We start from the raw sequence: 16,741 nt of genomic DNA, 5'->3' as shown, positions 1-16,741 counted from the left end.
CGCCGCTGACCGACCCGGGCAGCCTGGACGCGCTGCTGGACCGGGTCGGCGACGCCCGGGTCGTGATGCTCGGCGAGGCCACCCACGGCACGCACGAGTTCTACACCTGGCGGGCGGCGGTCACCCGCCGGCTCGTACAGGAGCGGGGCTTCTCGTTCGTCGCCGTGGAGGGCGACTGGCCCGACTGCGACCGGGTGGACCGCAGCGTCCGCTGCCGCCCCGAGGCCCCGGCCGACCCGCGTGCGGCCCTCGCCGCGTTCGAACGGTGGCCGACCTGGATGTGGGCCAACGAGGAGGTCGTGGACTTCACCCGCTGGCTGCGGGACCGCAACGCGCGGGTGGACGAGGCCGACCGGGTCGGCTTCCACGGCCTGGACGTCTACTCGCTGTGGGAGTCGCTGCGGGAGATCCTCACCTGGCTGCGGGAGCACGATCCCGGGCAGGTGCCGGCCGCGCTGGCCGCGTACCGCTGCTTCGAGCCCTACGACGAGGACCCGCAGCGGTACGCGCTCGCCACCCGCCTGGTCCCGCACCGGTGTGCGGAGGAGGTGGTCGCGCTGCTGGCCGGGCTCCGTGAGCGGGCGGCGGTGGCCGACCGGCTGGAGCGCTTCGGCGCCTGGCAGAACGCCGAGGTGGTGGCCGGCGCCGAGCGCTACTACCGGGCGATGATCCGGGGCGGACGGGAGTCGTGGAACGTCCGCGACCGGCACATGGACGACACCCTGGCCCGGCTCCTCAACCACTACGGCCCGGGGTCCCGGGCGGTGGTCTGGGCGCACAACACCCACGTCGGGGACGCCCGGGCCACCGACATGGTTGACGCGGGCGAAGTCAACATCGGGCAGCTCGCACGGGAGCGGTACGGCCCGGAGCGGGTGGTGCTGGTGGGGTTCGGCACCCACTCCGGCACGGTGACGGCCGGCGCGGCCTGGGGCGCGCCCATGGAGACGATGACCGTTCCGCCGGCGCGCCGGTACTCGCTGGAGGAGGCCCTGCACGCCGCCGCGCCGGACCAGGCCCTGCTGGTCTTCCCCCGCGACGGCCGGCCCGACCTGCTGACCCACGAGATCGACCACCGGGCCATCGGCGTGGTCTACCGCCCGCAGCGGGAGAGTCCGGGCAACTACGTGCCCACGGTGCTCGGCGACCGCTACGACGCCTTCTGCTGGTTCGACACCTCCCGGGCGGTCCGGCCCCTGCCCGTCCGGCCGGCGACCGCCGAGCCCGAGACCTGGCCGTCCGGCGTCTGACCCGAACGACGGTGAGCGCCGTCGGCCTAGTGCGCGACCGCCGTCGGTTCGCTGCGGGCGTCCCGCGCCGGCTGCGGCACCGGATGCCTCCCGGCGTCGGCCCGGTCGGACACCCCGAGGGGCGGGGTCCCGGTTCGTGTCCGGCCGGGCCGGAGCTGAAGGACGGCGACGGACGCCAGCACCAGTGCGCCGCCGGCCAACTGCATCGGGGTCAGGGTCTCGCCGAGGGTGAGCGTGGCCAGGGCGGCGGTGACGACGGGCTCGAAGGTGGAGAGGATGGCGGCGGTCGACGGGCCGGTCCGCTTCAGGCCGGCGAAGAAGGCGAGCATCGCCACGACGGTGGAGACCACGGCGATGCAGGCCAGCCAGAACCATCCCCACGCCCCGAAGCCGAGGTCGACCCCGCCGGTGAGCAGGGCACGGCCGCCGAGGCTGCCGGCGGCACCGGCCATCACCAGCGCGGACAGCGCCACCGGTGCCAGCCGGTGCACGACGGTGTCGGCGACCAGGATGTAGATCGTGTAGGTGATCGCGGAGCCGAAGGCCAGCAGCGCCCCGAGCGGGTGGAAGCTCACGCCACCGGCGCCGAGCAGGACCAGCAGCGTGCCGCCCGACGCGGCCACCAGCGCGGCGGCGCGCCGCGGGGTGAGCCGGTCCCGGCCCAGCAGGACCGCGCCGACGGTGACCAGGACCGGGTAGGTGTAGAGGATCAAGGCCAGCAGCGAGGCGTCCATCAGCTCCAGCGAGGAGAAGAACAGGCTCGCCTGCGTGGCGTAGCCGATGGCGCCCAGCCCGAGGGCGGTGGCCAGAACACGGCCGCGCGTCCTCGCCGGCCGCCCGGCCGGGGCGTTACCGCGCTGATCCGTCGCCGCGCGACGCAGGCCCGGCCGCACCAGCAGGACCACCCCCAGCAGCACGGCGGCCAGGGTGAAGCGGACCAGCAGCAGCGCACCGGGCGAGACCCCGGTGTCGTACGCGAGCTTGCCGAAGATCGCCATGGCACCGAAGGCCGCGGCGGACAGAAGGCACAGTGCTGGACCCATGACACCAGGATCAGCGACCGAACCCTTCGGATCCAGCGATGATTCTTGGAGCTGACTCGTTAGGATTCCCGCATGACCGGGTTGGACCTTCGGCGGCTGCGGTTCCTGCGGGAGTTCGAGGAGCGCGGCACCCTGGCCGCGGTCGCCGCGGCGCTGGACTACAGCCCCTCCACGGTGTCCCAGCAGCTCGCCATCCTCGAGAAGGAGGTCGGTGCCCGGCTGTTCGAGAAGGCCGGGCGGGGTGTGCGGCTCACCGACGCCGGGCACCTGCTGGCTCAGCACGCGCGCGTACTGCTGTCGGCGGCCGAGGCGGCCGAAGCCGACCTGGCCGCGTTGACCGGTGACATCCGTGGCACCGTGCGCGCCGGAGGTCTGCAGTCGGCGGCCCGTCGCCTGCTGGTCCCGGCGCTGGCCCGCCTGAGAGCCGATCACCCACGGGTCCGCGTGGAGATCTTCGAACTCGAACTCGAACAGTCCCTGCCGGGTCTGCGGCTGGGCGCGGTCGACCTGGTCATCGGTGACGAGTACGACGGTCATCCCCGGCCCCGCCCGGCCGGGCTGCGCTTCACGCTCCTGCTCGAAGAGCCGCTGAAGATCGTGGTGCCGGCGGCGCATCCGCTGGCCCGGTCGGGCGGACCCGTCGCGGTCGCCGAGCTCCGGTCCGAGGTCTGGGCCGCTTCCGCCGAGGGCACCGGACACCACGCCATGATCGTCGGGACCTGCCGGTCCCTCGGCGGATACGAGCCCGACGTGCGGCATCGTTGCAGCGACGCCGACGTCCAACTCGAACTCGTCCGCGCCGGGGCCGCGGTCGCCCTGATGCCGGCACTGACCCTGCCCGCCGGCGACCCCGCCCTGGCCGTCCGCGACGTCGCCGAAGTCGCGATCAGGCGCCGCCTGGTCGCCGTCACCCGGGACACGCCGCCCGGTCCCGCACTGATCGCCCTCCTGACGGCCGTGACGGATCAGGCGGACGCGGTCAGCCCGGCCGGGACCGCGAGCACAGTAGAGTCACCCGGCCGCTCCGGTGCGTAATATGAACAGCTCGTTAACGACTCGTCTCTTGACTGTCGGTTGACGCAGGTCATTGAATTTGCCCGTGGTGAGCTGCCTCATCCGAGTGGCGTCCACACCGGCGGTCGGCGCGATCGCACCGGCGCGACGACGTCGTGCCCGCACCGGCGCGCGCGGCCCGGGGTCGGGGGCACGGTGGACGGTGGGATGAGGGAGCGCCGCCGCCGCACGCTGCTCAGCGCGGCGCTGCACGCGGTCTCCCACGCGGTCGCCGTCGTCTACTGCCTCCTGACCCTCACCGCGCCGAACCGGGAACTGATGTTCACCGTGTACGGCTGCGGCCTGGCCGCCGGCGTCGTCGGCACGTGGGCCGCCACCCGGGTGACCACCAAGGCCTCCGGCTACCGGGTCTCGTTCACCCTCCTGATGATCACGCTGGTCATGGCGGCGCTCGGCGCGTACTGGGACGGGGGCGTGACCTCGCCGGCCGCGCTGGGGTTCGTGACCACGGCCGTGTTCGTCGCCGGCTACACCCCGCACCTGCGGCTCATGGTGGGGCTGGAGGTGCTGACCGTCGGGTCGTACCTCGTGGTCGCCGTGGCGGGGCCGCCGCCGCCCGCCGGTCACGTGTTCGTCTACCTGGCCGGCATGCTGGTCCTGGCCTCGGTCTGCGCCACGCAGACCCGGGCCCTCGCCCGGCAGCGCTCCCAGCTGCGGGCGCTGGCGTCGCTGGACCCGCTCACCGGCGCGCTGAACCGGCGCGGCCTGGCCGAGCTGGCGACGTTCCTGTTCCACGCCGGCTGCCGGCCCGGCCCGTCGCTGCTCTGCCTCGACCTGGACGACTTCAAGCTGGTCAACGACCGCCTCGGGCACGCCGCGGGCGACGACCTGCTCCGCCGGGTGGTGGCGGCCACCCGGAACGCGCTGCGGGCCGAGGACGCCCTCGCCCGGATCGGCGGCGACGAGTTCGTGGTGGTGCTGTCCGACGCCGACCGGGAAGCGGCGCGGGCCGCGGCGGCCCGGATCGAGGCGGCGGTACGCGGGCTGGCCGGCGTCAGCATCGGCTCGGCCACCGCACCCCACGACGGTGACACCCTCGACAAGCTGCTGCACGTCGCCGACCAGCGGCTCTACCTCGTGAAGCAGCAACGCCGCCGGACCGCCGGGCGGCTGCTCGCCGACGGCGGCGGCCGCGGCTGAGGGCGCCGGGACCGGGCGGGCCATCCGGCTCAGGAGACGAAGACGCAGAAGGGGTGGCCGGCCGGGTCGGCGTACACCCGCAGCGGCTCGTCGGGGTCGTCGCTGCGGTCCCGCAGCAGGCGACCGCCGAGCCGCAGGACGCGCTCGTGCTGCACGGCCAGCTCCTCGACCGACGGCACGGTCAGGTCGAGGTGCAGCTGCTGCGGCACCTCCCCCGCCGGCCAGGTCGCGGCGGGCAGCCGATCGACCTGCTGGAAGGCCATCTGCGGGGTGCCCTCCGGAGTCCTCAGCACGAGCCAGTCGCGACCCCGCTCGTCCACCCGGCCCGGCTCCGGCAGCTCGTCACCGGGCCGGTAGACCAGGCCCAGCAGCGACCGGTAAAACTCCGCCAGCGCCCGCGCGTCGGTGCAGTCCAGCACCACCTGGCACAACCTCGGCACGCCTTCCCCGTCGACCACGTCGATCACCTCCGTGCTCCCTCCTGCCCGCTCCCGGCCCGGCCGAACCCGGCGGGCGCCCGCGGGCCGGATACCGTGTGCCGCGGCGCGGGTGCCGCGCCGGGCCGTCGAGGGGTGGGAGGAACCGGATGCGGCTGCACGTGGGCTGCGCCATGTGGACACACCGGGCCTGGCAGGGGCGGTTCCTGGCGCACCCGCTGCCGGCGCACGAGCGGCTGCGCGCCTACGCCGAGTGGTGCACGGCGGTCGAGGGGAACACCACCTTCTACGCCACCCCGAGCCCGGAGACGGTGGCGTCCTGGGCCCGACAGACCGCACCCGACTTCCGCTTCGTGCCCAAGCTGCCGAAGGTCGTGACGCACGAGCGCCGGCTCACCGGCGCCGACGCGGAGCTGCGGGCCTACCTGGCGGCCGTCGAGCCCCTCGGTCCGCGGGCGCACGCCCTCTGGGTGCAGCTGCCCGCCTCGTTCGGCCCCGGCGACGTGCCCGCGCTGGACCGCTTCCTGCGCGACCTGCCCGCCACCCACCGGTACGCCGTCGAGGTCCGCCACCCCGCCTTCTTCACCGACCCCGGCGCGGTGCACGCTCTGGAGCAGGCGCTCGCCCGGTCCGGCGCCGAGTGGATCCCCTTCGACACCACCGCGTTCTTCCGCACCCCGCCGACCAGCGACGCGGAGCGGGACGCCTGGCTGAAGAAGCCGCGCACCCCGCTGCGGACGCACGCGCTGACCGACCGGCCGATCGTCCGCTACCTCGGCCGGGACGACCCGGCGCGGACGGTCGAGGGCTGGCAGCCGTGGCTCGACGTGGTGACCGGCTGGCTGCGGGAGGGCCGCTCGCCGACGGTCTTCGTGCACACGCCGGACAACGCCGACGCGCCCGACCTCGCCCGCCGCTTCCACGACCAGGTCCGGGCGCGCCTGCCCGAGGTCGCGCCCCTGCCCGAGCCGGCGCCGGTCGCCCCGTCGACGTTGTTCTGACGCGACCGGTCAGGCCGGCGCCAGCGGCAGCAGGACGACGAACCGGGTGTCGCCCGGCTCCGACCGCACCCGGATGTCCCCGTGGTGCTTGTTGACGACGATCCGGTAGGAGATGTCCAGCCCGAGGCCGGTGCCCTCGCCGACGGGCTTCGTGGTGAAGAACGGCTCGAAGATACGCGGCCGGATCTCGGGCGGGATCCCGCCGCCGGTGTCGCCGACCTCCACGACGAGCCGGTCCTCCTTGCGGCCGGTCCGGATGGTCAGCGTGCCGTCGCCGGCCATCGCGCCGAGCGCGTTGTCGATGAGGTTGGTCCAGACCTGGTTCAGCTCGGCCGCGTACGCGGGGACGGCCGGCACGCTCCGGTCGTACTCCTTCACCACCCGCACCCCGGGCGGGATCTTGGCCTGGAGCATGACCAGGGTGGCGTCGAGCAGGTCGTGCACGTCCACCGTCTGGTAGGGCGCCCGGTCCAGCTGGGAGTACTGCTTCGCGGCGCCGACCAGCCCGGAGACCCGGGTGACCGCGTCGTCGATCTCGCCCATCAGCAGCTCGGTGTCGATGGTGTAGGTGATCCAGTGGATCGCCGACTCCAGGTCCTCGGCGCCCACCGCGGCGTCGACCTGGTCCAGCCAGCCGCTGTCGATGCCCCCCGCGACCAGTGCCGGGGCCAGCTCCCAGGCGCCCCGGACGCCGTGCTCGTCGAGCCAGTCGGCCAGCTCGTCCTCGGCGTCGCTGGCCGCCAGCGGGGACAGTGCCGGCGCGGCGGCGGCCCGCTTCACGGCCTCCTCTTGCAGGGACACGAGGTCGTGCAGGCGCCGGCCGTCGAGCCGGCCGTCGGCGATCATGGCGAGCTTGTGCCGCATCTTGGCGACCCGGCCGCGCAACGCCGAGGTGGCCCGTACGGCGGCTGCCGCCGGGTTGTTCAGCTCGTGGGTGAGCCCCGCCGAGAGGGCGCCCAGGGCCAGCAGCCGTTCCCGCTCACCGACGATGGTCTGCGTGTTGCGCATCCCCACGAACAGGCCCTCCAGCAGGTGGGTGGCCATCGGGAACCAGGTGCGCATCGCGTCGGCGATGATCTGGGCGGGGAGCGCGAAGACCTTGCTGTCGGTCACCGCGAAGAGGCTGTTGAGGTAGCGCTGCTCGGCCAGGTCGCCCACGTACGCCTGCATGGCGCCGCCGTAGACGCCCGGCTGGCTGGTGCGGCTCACCTCCACGTCGTCGCCCTGGACCCGGCGGTGCAGGGTCACGGTGCCGTCGAGCAGCACGTAGAAGCAGCTCGCCTGCTCACCCTCGACGTAGACCGCCTCGCCGGCCCGCCGCCGCTCCACCCGGCCGTGCTCGGCCAGGTGCGCGAGCTGCTCGGGGGTGAGCGACTCGAAGAGGAAGAGGCGCCGCAGCTCGTCCGGGGTGAGCCGGTCGGATTCGGTGGTCACTGTGCCTCCTCGGTTCGCGACTGCGGGGCTCGCAAACCCGGCTCACTCCTCGCGCTCACTGTGCCTCCAGGTAACGGTGCACGAGCGAGACCGCCATGGCGCCCTCGCCCACGGCCGAGGCCACCCGCTTCACCGACTCGGCCCGCACGTCACCGGCCGCGAAGACGCCGGGCATGCTGGACTCCAGGTGGTACGGGTCGCGCGGCAGGGCCCAGCCGGCCGGCCGGCGGCCGCCCCGGGTCAGGTCCGGCCCGGTGAGGACGAAGCCGCGGCTGTCCCGGGCGACCGCGCCGTCGAGCCAGTCGGTGTGCGGCTCCGCACCGATGAACACGAACAGCCACGAGGTGTCGGCCCGCCGCGTCTCGCCGGTGCGGGTGTCACGCAGGGTCACCTCCTCCAGGTGCTCCTGACCGGCGCCGCCGACCACCTCGGTGTGCGGGTGGACCTCGATGGTGTCGATCCGGGCGATCTGCTCGATCAGGTAGCTGGACATCGACCGGGTCAGGTCGTCGCCGCGGATCAGCAGGTGCACCCGGCGGGCGTACCGGGAAAAGTGCACGGCGGCCTGCCCGGCGGAGTTCGCCCCGCCCACGATGTAGACGTCCTGCCCCGAGCAGCTCGGCGCCTCGCTGGCCACCGAGCCGTAGAAGCAGCCCCGCCCGGTCAGCTCGGCCAGCCCCGGCGCGGGCAGCATCCGGTAGGAGACGCCCGTGGCCAGCACCACCGTGTGCGCCGCGACGCTGCTGCCGTCGGCGAACCGCAGCACCCGCGCCGCGCCGGCGTCCTCCAGCGACACCACCTCGCGGGCGCTGAGCAGCTCGGCGCCGAACCGCAGCGCCTGCCGGCGGGCCCGGTCGGTCAGCTGCGCGCCGGAGACCCCGTCCGGGAAGCCGAGGTAGTTCTCGATCCGGCTGCTCTGCCCGGCCTGGCCACCGGTGGCCCGCCGCTCGATCAGCACCGTCCGCAGCCCCTCCGAGGCGCCGTAGACGGCGGCGCCGAGCCCGGCCGGGCCCGCGCCGACCACCACCAGGTCGTAGAAGTCCGCGGCCGGCGTCGTGGCCAGCCCCACCTGCGCGGCCAGGTCGGCCGTCGTCGGCTGCACCAGCGACTTGCCGTCGGCCGTCACCACCAGGGGTACGTCGTTCGCCGTCACCCCGGCCGCCGCCAGCAGCTCGGCGCCCTCCGGCTCGTCGGCGAGCACCCAGCGGAACGGCACCAGGTTGCGGGCCAGGAAGTCGCGGGCCTTGAACGAGGGGGCCGACCAGCGGTGCCCGACCACCCGCAGGTCGGCGGTGGCCGTGGCCGCACTGGCCGTCCACGCCGCCAGCAGCTGGTCCAGCACCGGGTAGAGCTTCTCCTCCGGCGGGTGCCAGGGCTTGAGCAGGTAGTGGTCGAGGTCGACCACGTTGATCGCGTTGATCGCGGCGTCGGTGTCGGCGTACGCGGTGAGCAGCACCCGGCGGGCGGCCGGGAAGAGGTCCATGGCGGCCTCGAGGAACTCGATGCCGTTCATCTGCGGCATCCGGTAGTCGGCGATCAGCACCGCCACCTGCTCGCCGCGCAGCTTCAGCTCGCGCAGCGCGTCCAGCGCCGCCTCGGCCGAGTCGGCCCGCACCACCCGGTAGCGGTCGCCGTAGCGGCGGCGGAGGTCGCGGGCGACCGCCCGGGAGACGGCCGGGTCGTCGTCGACGGTGAGGATCGCGGGGTTGGGCATGGCGTCTACTAAAGCACCCCCGCCGGCCGATCCCCACCACGCGCCGTCCCGGCCCCGCTCACCCGGGCCGGCCGCGCTCGGCGGGTGGCACCTGGTCGGCGTACGCACCCAGCGGACCCGCGTAGCGCCGGCCGTGCGGGTAGGGCAGCGCGTTCGGCGTGCAGCCGTGCAGGCCCAGGGTCTGCTGCTGCATCACCGGCGCCGGCCGGCCCCGCCCCGGGCAGCGTTCGTGCCCGTGGCCGAGCCGGTGGCCGACCTCGTGGTTGACCATGTACCGGCGGTAGGTGGCCAGGCTCGCCCCGAAGCCCGGCGCGCCGGTGGCCCAGCGGGCGACGTTGAGCACCACCCGGTCACCGCGCCGGCAGGAGGTGTAGCCGTCCGGCCCGTCCTGGCACAGCTCGTCCCGGGTGCCCGGGGTGACGAGGTAGATCGTGAAGTCGGCGGCCTGGTCCCGCCCGACCCGGCGCAGGGCCAGCCTGCCGTCCGCGGTCCAGCCCCGCGGGTCGGCCAGGGTACGGGTGACCTCCGCGGCGAAGTCGGCGGGCGGCACCCCGCCGATGTCGCCCTCCACCGCGACGCGGTAGCGCAGCAGCGTGCGCGTACCCCCCGGGATAACGGGCTCGGCGGCGGCGAACCGCCACCGGCCGTGGCCGTGGCCGGGATAGGTGATCCGGACCGGGCGCTGCCGGACGGGTGCCGCCGCCGGCACGGTGGCCGGGCCACCGGGTGGCGGGGCGGCGGTCTCTCCGGCGGCGGACGGCGCGCAGCCGGACAGCAGCGCGGCCAGCAGTAGCATCGTCCCGCCACCGCGGGCCCGGCCCACGCTCGTCCCCATCCTCTTCTCTCCCCTCGCCGTCGCCGGTGGTGCGCAGGGAGGAGGACGGGCGGCCCGATGACAAAGTTGATCCGGGCGGGACTCAACCTTTCCCCCGCCTCACCCGTCCTGTCCCAGGTGAGATGTCGAGAGGGCGGGCATGGCCCGGGGTGACGCGGAGTTCGTCGAGTTCGCCACGGCGGCGTCCGCGCGGCTGGTGCACGCCGCCTTCCTGATGACCGGCAACCATCACCAGGCCGAGGACGCGGCCCAGACCGCGCTGGTCCGCACCTACGCCTCGTGGTCCCGGATCCGCGGCGGCGACCCCTACGGCTACGCGCGGTCGGTGCTGGTCAACCACCTCGTCGACACCTGGCGGCGGCCGATCCGGGAGTACCCCACCGAGGACCTGCCGGAGGCGCACGGCGGCGACGTGGCAGAAGACGTGGCCACCCGGCGCTGGCTGCTCGCCATCCTCGGCACGCTCACCGCGCGCGAACGCGCCGTCGTCGTCCTGCGCCACTACTTCGACCTGCCGGAGGCCCAGGTGGCCCGCGAACTCGACGTCTCGGTGGGGACCGTCAAGAGCACCTCCTCCCGAGCGCTGGAGAAGCTGCGCACCGCGGGCCTCGCCGCGCGAGAGCCGCAGGAGGCGCGGCGATGACCGAGGTGGACGAGCTGCGGCGCGTCATGCGCGCGACCGAGCGGGCCGACCGGAGCGGTCTCGACCTCGCCGGCATCATGCGGGAGGGCCGGCGGGTCCGCCGCCGCCGGCAGGTCGCCGGAACCGGTGCGGTGGCCGTGGCGGTGGCGGCGCTGGTCATCGGCATCGGCGCCGTGGCGCGGACACGCCCGCCGGAGCCGGCCCGGCCCGGCCCGGTCGCCAGCGCGCCCGTCGTCGCCGCCACGGCGGCCGCCGGACCCAGCCCGACCACGACCCCCGGACAGGCGGAGCCCCGGCCGGTCGGGGCCGTGGTGGGCACCGGCATCCGGTACGGCGACGACGAGCGGGTCTTCTACGTCGTTCCGGTCGACGTGCCCGAGCTGCCCGGGGTGACGATCGGCCTGGTCGCCGGCCGGCGCTCCCCCACCGGCGAGCTGACCACCGACTACCTGGTCAACGACGTGGCGGGCAGCGACCGCCGGCCGGGCTTCCACCAGATCGGCTACGACCCGCAGGGGCGGGTGCCCTCCGTCACCCCGGTACCCACCTTCGGCTACTTCGTCGGGCCGGCCGCACGGATCGTCGGCACCGTCGACGGCCGCCAGGTCGAGGCCCGGCTGGCCCGATGGAGCGAGGACCCGCAACTGGTGATCTTCTGGTTCGACCCGGGGGTGCTGGCCCCCGCCAGGCCCCTGGACGGGATCGTCGCCCGCGACGCCCGGGGCCGGCGGTTGTGACCGGGTCCCCCGCGGTCGTCGCCGCTGGTGGCGAGGGTTCTAGGCTGGGCTGGCAGGGCCGGGCGTCGACCAAGGGAGGATTGCCGTGAGCCAGACCGAGCGGACGGACATCGCCGACGAGTGGAACGTGGCGGAGGACGACGGGGTCCTGGACGCCTCGGACACCCTCGACGACGACCGGGTCGGTGATCCCCTCGACACCGGCATCGTCGCCACCGACCACTGGACGGCGGCGAACCGGTTCGGCACCACGCCTGCCGAGGAGCGGGCCGGCGAGTCCCTTGCGCAACTGCTCGCCCAGGAGGAACCGGACATCGACCCGTACGCCGAGGTGGGCGACGACGAGGACGAGCTGACCCGCCGGGGCTACGAGCGGGAGGCCCGGACGGGACGCCTGGTGGCCGAGGACGCGGGCTTCGGCGAGGACGAGCAGGCGGACGCGGTCGCCTGGGACGCCGGCATCGACGGGGGCGCGGCCAGCGCCGAGGAGGCCGCCATGCACCTGGTCGACGACCCGAACGGCCCGGGAGACGGCCCGCTGCGGTGATGTGGGCGGCGAGCCCGCCCTTCCGCTCCGCCGGACCGGTCAGCAGTTCTCGCCGGTCTCCCAGTTCAGCTTGCCGCCGCCGAACGGCACCCCGCCCGGCTTCAACGTCTGGGGAATGCTCCAGGACCCGGACGCCACGTACCAGGGCCCGCAGGTGCCGGGCAGGGCAAGGTGCATGGTCCAGGTCGGCGACGACCGGTCGAGGTAGCGCACCTGGGACCGGTACAGCGTCGCGCCGCCGTCCGCGGTGCGGCGGTAGGTGGCCCAGAAGACCCGGATGCGCTCGCCCGGGCAGAGCTGATCGGACGATTCGCCGTCGGTCCGGGCCGCGACCTTCACCTCGCCGTAGGTGAAGACCTGCACCACGTCCACCACGCCGGCCGGGGTGCAGCCGGCCCTGGGGCTGCTGCTCGTGGCGCGAGGTCGCGGGGCGGTACCCGCGCTCGACCGGGCCGGCGCCGGCCGCCGCGTCGGGGGTGCCGCGCGGGTGGGCGTCGCCGTCGGGGTCGGGACGACCGTCGGGACCGGAGCGGCGCTCGCGGTGGGGGCCGTGGTGGTCGGCGGCAGTGAGGTCGGCGCCGCGACGGTCCGGGTGGCCGGCCGCTCCGGTTCGGGCCCGGTCCCGACGACCATGGCGAACGCCACCGCGAGGGCCGCGGCGAGCCCGGCCGCCGGCAGCAGCCAGCGCCGCCGGAGCCGGGTGACCTCGGGTACGTCGGGAACGGTGGTGTCCTGCGGCTCGGACATGCGGGCTCCGGAAGGGGCGGAGGCGAGGGCTCGCCAGGGTGTGTGGATCTTACTGACCACCCGCACCGGCCGGCGGCTCGACCGGCGTTGGCACAACGCTCGCGTTCCCGACACGTCAGGTCCATCTGGCGCCAATAGCGTGCACCCGCCAATCGTTCGGCGTCAGTCAGGTGGGTTCAGTCATGGCACATGTCGACCGTCGGAAATTCCTGAAGATGATGAGCGCTCCGGTGGCGGCGGCCGCCCTGCCGGTGGACTTCAGCAAGGCCCTCGCCATCCCGGCGAACAACCGGACCGGTTCGATCGAGGACGTCGAGCACGTCATCTTCCTCATGCAGGAGAACCGCTCCTTCGACCACTTCTTCGGCACCCTGCGCGGCGTCCGCGGCTTCGGGGACCCGCACCCGGTGACGCTGCCGTCCGGCCGGAGCGTCTGGCACCAGCCGAACGGCCCCGCCGACCTGCTCCCCTTCCGGCCCGAGGTGCCGGACCTCGGGCAGACCTTCCTGCCCGACCCGCCGCACGGGTGGACCGACACGCACGGCGCCTGGAACGGTGGCCGCTACGACCGGTGGGTGCCCAACAAGGGCGTGGTCACCATGACCCACCACACCCGCGGCGACCTGCCCTACCACTTCGCCCTCGCGGACGCCTTCACCGTCTGCGACAACTACCACTGCTCGGTGCTGGCCTCGACCGACCCCAACCGCTACCACATGTGGACCGGCTGGGTCGGCAACGACGGCAAGGGCGGCGGCCCGGTCATCGACAACGCCGAGGCGGGCTACGACTGGTCGACCTACCCGGAGCGGCTGGAGCGCGCCGGCGTGTCCTGGAAGGTCTACCAGGACACCGGCCTGGGGCTGACCGCCGAGGGCTACTGGGGCTGGACCGGGGACCCGTTCATCGGCAACTACGGCGACAACTCGCTGCTCTACTTCCACCAGTACCAGAACGCGCGGCCCGGCACGCCGCTCGCGGACCGGGCGAAGACCGGCACCGAGATCCTGGGGCAGGACCGCTCCCCCGAGGCGCTGCTGGCCGACTTCCGCCGGGACGTCGAGAACGGAACGCTGCCCCAGGTGTCCTGGATCGTCGCGCCGGAGGCCTACAGCGAGCACCCGAACTGGGGCCCCGACTACGGCGCCTGGTACATGTCGCAGGTCGTCGACATCCTGGCTAGCCACCCTGAGGTGTGGAGCCGGATGGCGCTGTTCATCACGTATGACGAGGAGGGCGGCTTCTTCGACCACGTGGTGCCGCCGACGCCGCCGCAGAGCCGTGCCGAGGGCCTGTCCACGGTGCCCACCACGAACGAGATCTTCCCCGGCGACGGGCGGCGCGCCGCCGGCCCGTACGGCCTCGGCATCCGGGTGCCGATGATCGTCGTGTCGCCGTGGACCCGGGGCGGGTGGGTCAACTCCCAGGTGTTCGACCACACCTCGCTCATCCGCTTCCTGGAGGCCCGGTTCGCCAAGGGCAACCCCGACCTGGTCGAGTCCAACATCACCCCGTGGCGCCGGGCGGTGGTCGGCGACCTGACCAGCGCGTTCGACTTCCGGACCCCGAACGCCTCGCCACGGGTCGAACTGCCGGACACCGCCGACCTCAAGCCGGTCGACCTCACCCGCCAGCCCGACGAGGTGCCGGTGCCGCCGGCCGACCCGAGCCTGCCCCGCCAGGAACGCGGCGTACGGCCGGCGCGGGCCATCCCGTACACCCTGCACGTGGACGGGCGGGCGGACGGCACGTCGTTCCACCTCGACTTCCGCAACTCGGGCGGCGCCACCGGCGTGTTCGGAGCCCGCTCGGCCGACCCGGCGCAGCCGCCGCGCACCTACACGGTGGAGCCGGGCCGGGAGGTGAGCGACACCTGGGACGCCACCGCCGGGTACGACCTCGAGGTCCACGGCCCCAACGGCTTCTTCCGCCGGTTCAGCGGCGGCGCCGGTGCCGGTGTCGACGTCCGGGCGCGGTACGACGAGCGTGACCACCACGTCGGCCTGACCCTGGTGAACCGGGGCACGAAGCGGGTCGAGGTGTCCGTCGCCGACCGCTACTCGTCCCGGCGGACGAGGCTGTCGCTCAAGCCGGGCGAGACGGCGTCGCCGTCCTGGTCGGTGTCGCGCGCCCACGGCTGGTACGACCTGACCGTCACCCTCTCCGCCGACCCGGCCTTCACGGTCCGGTACGCCGGTCACGTCGAGAACGGCAAGCCCAGCATCAGCGACCCGGCCATGGGCGGCCTGGTCTGATCCGGGCCCGGGTGACCGTCCCGCCTCCGGCCGGAGGCGGGACGGCACCTCGGGCAGGCGCGCGGCGTCGCCTATCCGACGCCGGTGTTCCCCCGCGCGGCCGTCAGGTCGTTCACTGTCGCCACTGCACAGCCGCGGAAGGGGACACCGACATGACGATCAGCCACCGCACCATCGGTCACGGGCCGCACCGGGTGCTGGCCCTGCACGGGTGGTTCGGCTCGGCGCAGGGCTGGGGCTCGCTGCCGGAGCTGGTCGACGTCGACCGCTTCACCTGGGCGTTCCCCGACTACCGGGGCTACGGCGCGCGCACCGGCGTGGCCGGCGAGCACACCATCGCCGAGATCTCCCGCGACGCCCTCGAACTCGCCGACCTCCTCGGCTGGGACACCTTCTCGGTCGTCGGGCACTCCATGGGCGGCAGCGCGGCCCAGCGGGTCCTCGCCGACGCCCCCGGGCGGGTGACCCACCTCGTCGGTATCAGCCCGGTCCCGGCCGGTGGCGTGCCGTTCGACCTCCAGGGCTGGACGCTGTTCGACGGCGCGGCCGGTAACCCGGCCAACCGCCGCGCGATCATCGACCTCACCACCGGCAACCGGCTGTCCGGCCGCTGGCTGGACGAGATGGTCCGGTTCTCCCTCGACCACTCCACGCCGGAGGCGTTCGGCGCGTACCTCACGGCGTGGGCGCGGACCGACTTCACCGACGAGGTGAAGGGCAACCCGGTGCCCGCGCTCGCCGTGGTCGGTGAGCACGACCCCGCGCTGGGCGCGGACACGATGCGCGAGACCTGGCTGCGCCACTATCCCAACGCCCGGCTCGAGGTCCTCGCCAACGCGGGCCACTACGCCATGTACGAGACCCCGGTGCGGCTGGTCACGGTGATCGAGGAGTTCCTGGGGGAGTAAGGCGGGCACCGACGTCCTGGGAGAGGTGCGGTGGTGACCCGCCGGACAGGAGTCCGCGCAGCAGGGCGACCAGCGCTGCCGCGTAAGCAGCGTCCGGGTCCAGATCGGGCCGGAAATCGGCGATGCTCACGCCGAGCAGACGGGGCGCGGCGAAGAGTGGCGCCAACAGGTCAGCCAACTGCCCGAGGGTCGGCCCGCCGGGTTCCGGGTAGCTGACGGCCGGCATGGCCGCCGGGTCGAGCACGTCGCAGTCGACGTGCAGCCAGACACCCCCGTCGACGCCGGCGAGCAGGGCCGCGGCGCGCTCCCCGCACCGGCGCGGCGCATCGACGACCGCGGGGGCGTCGATGCGCCGGATGCTGGCGGGCAGGCGAGCCACCTCCGCCGCGGCCTCCGGGTCGAGGTCACGGGTGCGGTGGCCGACCAGCACCACGTCGGCGGGCGCGACGAGCGGGGCGGTCGACCCGGCCGGCGCCGTGAGCCGCTCGGGCCCGGAGCCGGTGAGGAGGGCCAGGTCCATGTCGGCGGTCTCCCCCGTCGGCGAGGAGGGGCCGTCGAGGTGGTCGGGGTGCCCGTCGACGAACCAGAGCCCCACCCGGTCCCGGCCCCGCCGCAGCCAGGGCAGGACACCGAGCAGCAGGCTGCAGTCACCGCCGACCACCAGCGGCCGGTGGCCGGGCCGGCGCCCGGCGGCGTCGTCGAGCCAGTCGGCGAGCACGGTCGCCGCCCGGATGGTCTGTTCCAGGGCGCGTACGCCGGTGGCGTCGTCGCGCCGGTCGTCGTCGATGACGATCGGGGCGTCCCCGGCGTCGTCGGGGACGAGCGCCGACAGCCCCGCCGCCCGCAGCGCGGCCGGCGCGAGCCGCTCACCCCGGCCGAGCCCCGAGCAGTCCCACGGCGCCCCCGCCAGATACCAGCCGCGCGCGGTCACGCCCCCATGGTGGCATCCGGGGCCGTGGGGCAGCGGCGGTATCGG

Annotated in this window: 16 protein-coding genes; 9 read left to right on the top strand and 7 right to left on the bottom strand. The window is 74.5% G+C overall.

Going from position 1 to position 16,741, the window contains the following annotated elements:
* Positions 1-65 precede the first annotated feature (65 nt).
* Positions 66-1,250 carry an erythromycin esterase family protein gene (locus ABZW14_RS23255; RefSeq protein ID WP_355350270.1) on the top strand — a complete coding sequence of 395 codons (1,185 nt, stop codon included), beginning with the start codon at positions 66-68 and terminating at the stop codon, positions 1,248-1,250.
* 26 nt (positions 1,251-1,276) lie between these two features.
* On the opposite strand, the gene ABZW14_RS23250 is transcribed toward ABZW14_RS23255, so the two are convergent.
* Positions 1,277-2,293: a DMT family transporter gene (locus tag ABZW14_RS23250; RefSeq protein WP_355350132.1), complete on the bottom strand. Its 1,017-nt coding sequence runs from the start codon at positions 2,291-2,293 to the stop codon at positions 1,277-1,279.
* Positions 2,294-2,365: 72 nt separating this feature from the next.
* Between ABZW14_RS23250 and ABZW14_RS23245 the strand changes: the two genes are divergently transcribed.
* Positions 2,366-3,328 carry a LysR family transcriptional regulator gene (locus ABZW14_RS23245; protein WP_355350129.1) on the top strand — a complete coding sequence of 321 codons (963 nt, stop codon included), beginning with the start codon at positions 2,366-2,368 and terminating at the stop codon, positions 3,326-3,328.
* A gap of 186 nt (positions 3,329-3,514) precedes the next feature.
* Positions 3,515-4,507 carry a GGDEF domain-containing protein gene (locus ABZW14_RS23240; RefSeq protein WP_355350126.1) on the top strand — a complete coding sequence of 331 codons (993 nt, stop codon included), beginning with the start codon at positions 3,515-3,517 and terminating at the stop codon, positions 4,505-4,507.
* A 29-nt stretch (positions 4,508-4,536) separates the two neighbouring features.
* Here the strand turns inward: ABZW14_RS23240 and ABZW14_RS23235 are convergent, their stop codons facing one another.
* On the bottom strand, positions 4,537-4,974 hold the full coding sequence (locus ABZW14_RS23235) for a VOC family protein (RefSeq protein WP_355350123.1): 438 nt from the start codon (positions 4,972-4,974) through the stop codon (positions 4,537-4,539).
* A 143-nt stretch (positions 4,975-5,117) separates the two neighbouring features.
* On the opposite strand from ABZW14_RS23235, the gene ABZW14_RS23230 reads away from it, so the two are divergent.
* On the top strand, positions 5,118-5,945 hold the full coding sequence (locus ABZW14_RS23230; protein ID WP_355350267.1) for a DUF72 domain-containing protein: 828 nt from the start codon (positions 5,118-5,120) through the stop codon (positions 5,943-5,945).
* A 9-nt stretch (positions 5,946-5,954) separates the two neighbouring features.
* On the opposite strand, the gene ABZW14_RS23225 is transcribed toward ABZW14_RS23230, so the two are convergent.
* Genes ABZW14_RS23225 through ABZW14_RS23215 form a run of 3 tightly spaced genes read right to left on the bottom strand, consistent with a single transcriptional unit; the run spans position 5,955 to position 9,928 of the window.
* A complete protein-coding gene (locus ABZW14_RS23225) occupies positions 5,955-7,379 on the bottom strand; it encodes an ATP-binding protein (protein ID WP_355350120.1) in 1,425 nt (474 codons plus the stop codon).
* Between the two features lie 55 nt (positions 7,380-7,434).
* Positions 7,435-9,093, bottom strand: a complete 1,659-nt coding sequence (locus ABZW14_RS23220) for an FAD-dependent oxidoreductase (RefSeq protein ID WP_355350117.1) — start codon at positions 9,091-9,093, stop codon at positions 7,435-7,437.
* A 58-nt stretch (positions 9,094-9,151) separates the two neighbouring features.
* Entirely contained in the window at positions 9,152-9,928 is a 777-nt protein-coding gene (locus ABZW14_RS23215; RefSeq protein WP_355350114.1) for a DUF3152 domain-containing protein, read from the bottom strand.
* 139 nt (positions 9,929-10,067) lie between these two features.
* Between ABZW14_RS23215 and ABZW14_RS23210 the strand changes: the two genes are divergently transcribed.
* The 3 genes from ABZW14_RS23210 to ABZW14_RS23200 all read left to right on the top strand — a co-directional run bounded on the left by ABZW14_RS23210 (position 10,068) and on the right by ABZW14_RS23200 (position 11,855).
* Entirely contained in the window at positions 10,068-10,571 is a 504-nt protein-coding gene (locus tag ABZW14_RS23210; RefSeq protein ID WP_355350111.1) for a SigE family RNA polymerase sigma factor, read from the top strand.
* Positions 10,568-11,308, top strand: a complete 741-nt coding sequence (locus tag ABZW14_RS23205; RefSeq protein ID WP_355350108.1) for a hypothetical protein — start codon at positions 10,568-10,570, stop codon at positions 11,306-11,308. The genes ABZW14_RS23210 and ABZW14_RS23205 overlap by 4 nt, the downstream gene beginning before the upstream one ends.
* Before the next feature lie 85 nt (positions 11,309-11,393).
* Positions 11,394-11,855, top strand: coding sequence for a DUF5709 domain-containing protein (locus ABZW14_RS23200; protein ID WP_355350105.1), 462 nt, complete (start codon positions 11,394-11,396; stop codon positions 11,853-11,855).
* Between the two features lie 39 nt (positions 11,856-11,894).
* Here ABZW14_RS23200 and ABZW14_RS23195 read toward each other — a convergent pair whose 3' ends face one another.
* On the bottom strand, positions 11,895-12,602 hold the full coding sequence (locus ABZW14_RS23195) for a hypothetical protein (RefSeq protein ID WP_355350102.1): 708 nt from the start codon (positions 12,600-12,602) through the stop codon (positions 11,895-11,897).
* A gap of 182 nt (positions 12,603-12,784) precedes the next feature.
* Between ABZW14_RS23195 and ABZW14_RS23190 the strand changes: the two genes are divergently transcribed.
* Positions 12,785-14,857: a phosphocholine-specific phospholipase C gene (locus ABZW14_RS23190; protein WP_355350099.1), complete on the top strand. Its 2,073-nt coding sequence runs from the start codon at positions 12,785-12,787 to the stop codon at positions 14,855-14,857.
* Positions 14,858-15,009: 152 nt separating this feature from the next.
* Complete coding sequence (locus tag ABZW14_RS23185; protein ID WP_355350096.1) at positions 15,010-15,765, top strand: alpha/beta hydrolase; 756 nt, start codon at positions 15,010-15,012, stop codon at positions 15,763-15,765.
* On the opposite strand, the gene ABZW14_RS23180 is transcribed toward ABZW14_RS23185, so the two are convergent.
* Positions 15,734-16,696, bottom strand: coding sequence for an arginase family protein (locus ABZW14_RS23180; RefSeq protein ID WP_355350093.1), 963 nt, complete (start codon positions 16,694-16,696; stop codon positions 15,734-15,736). The two genes, ABZW14_RS23185 and ABZW14_RS23180, sit on opposite strands and share 32 nt — an antisense overlap.
* Positions 16,697-16,741: the final 45 nt, after the last annotated feature.

Source organism: Micromonospora sp. NPDC004551, from assembly GCF_040609975.1.
In the GTDB taxonomy this organism is placed as follows: Bacteria; Actinomycetota; Actinomycetes; order Mycobacteriales; family Micromonosporaceae; genus Micromonospora.
The sequence above is the reverse complement of the archived record's forward strand: the minus strand, read 5'-3'. Positions and strand labels throughout refer to the sequence as shown.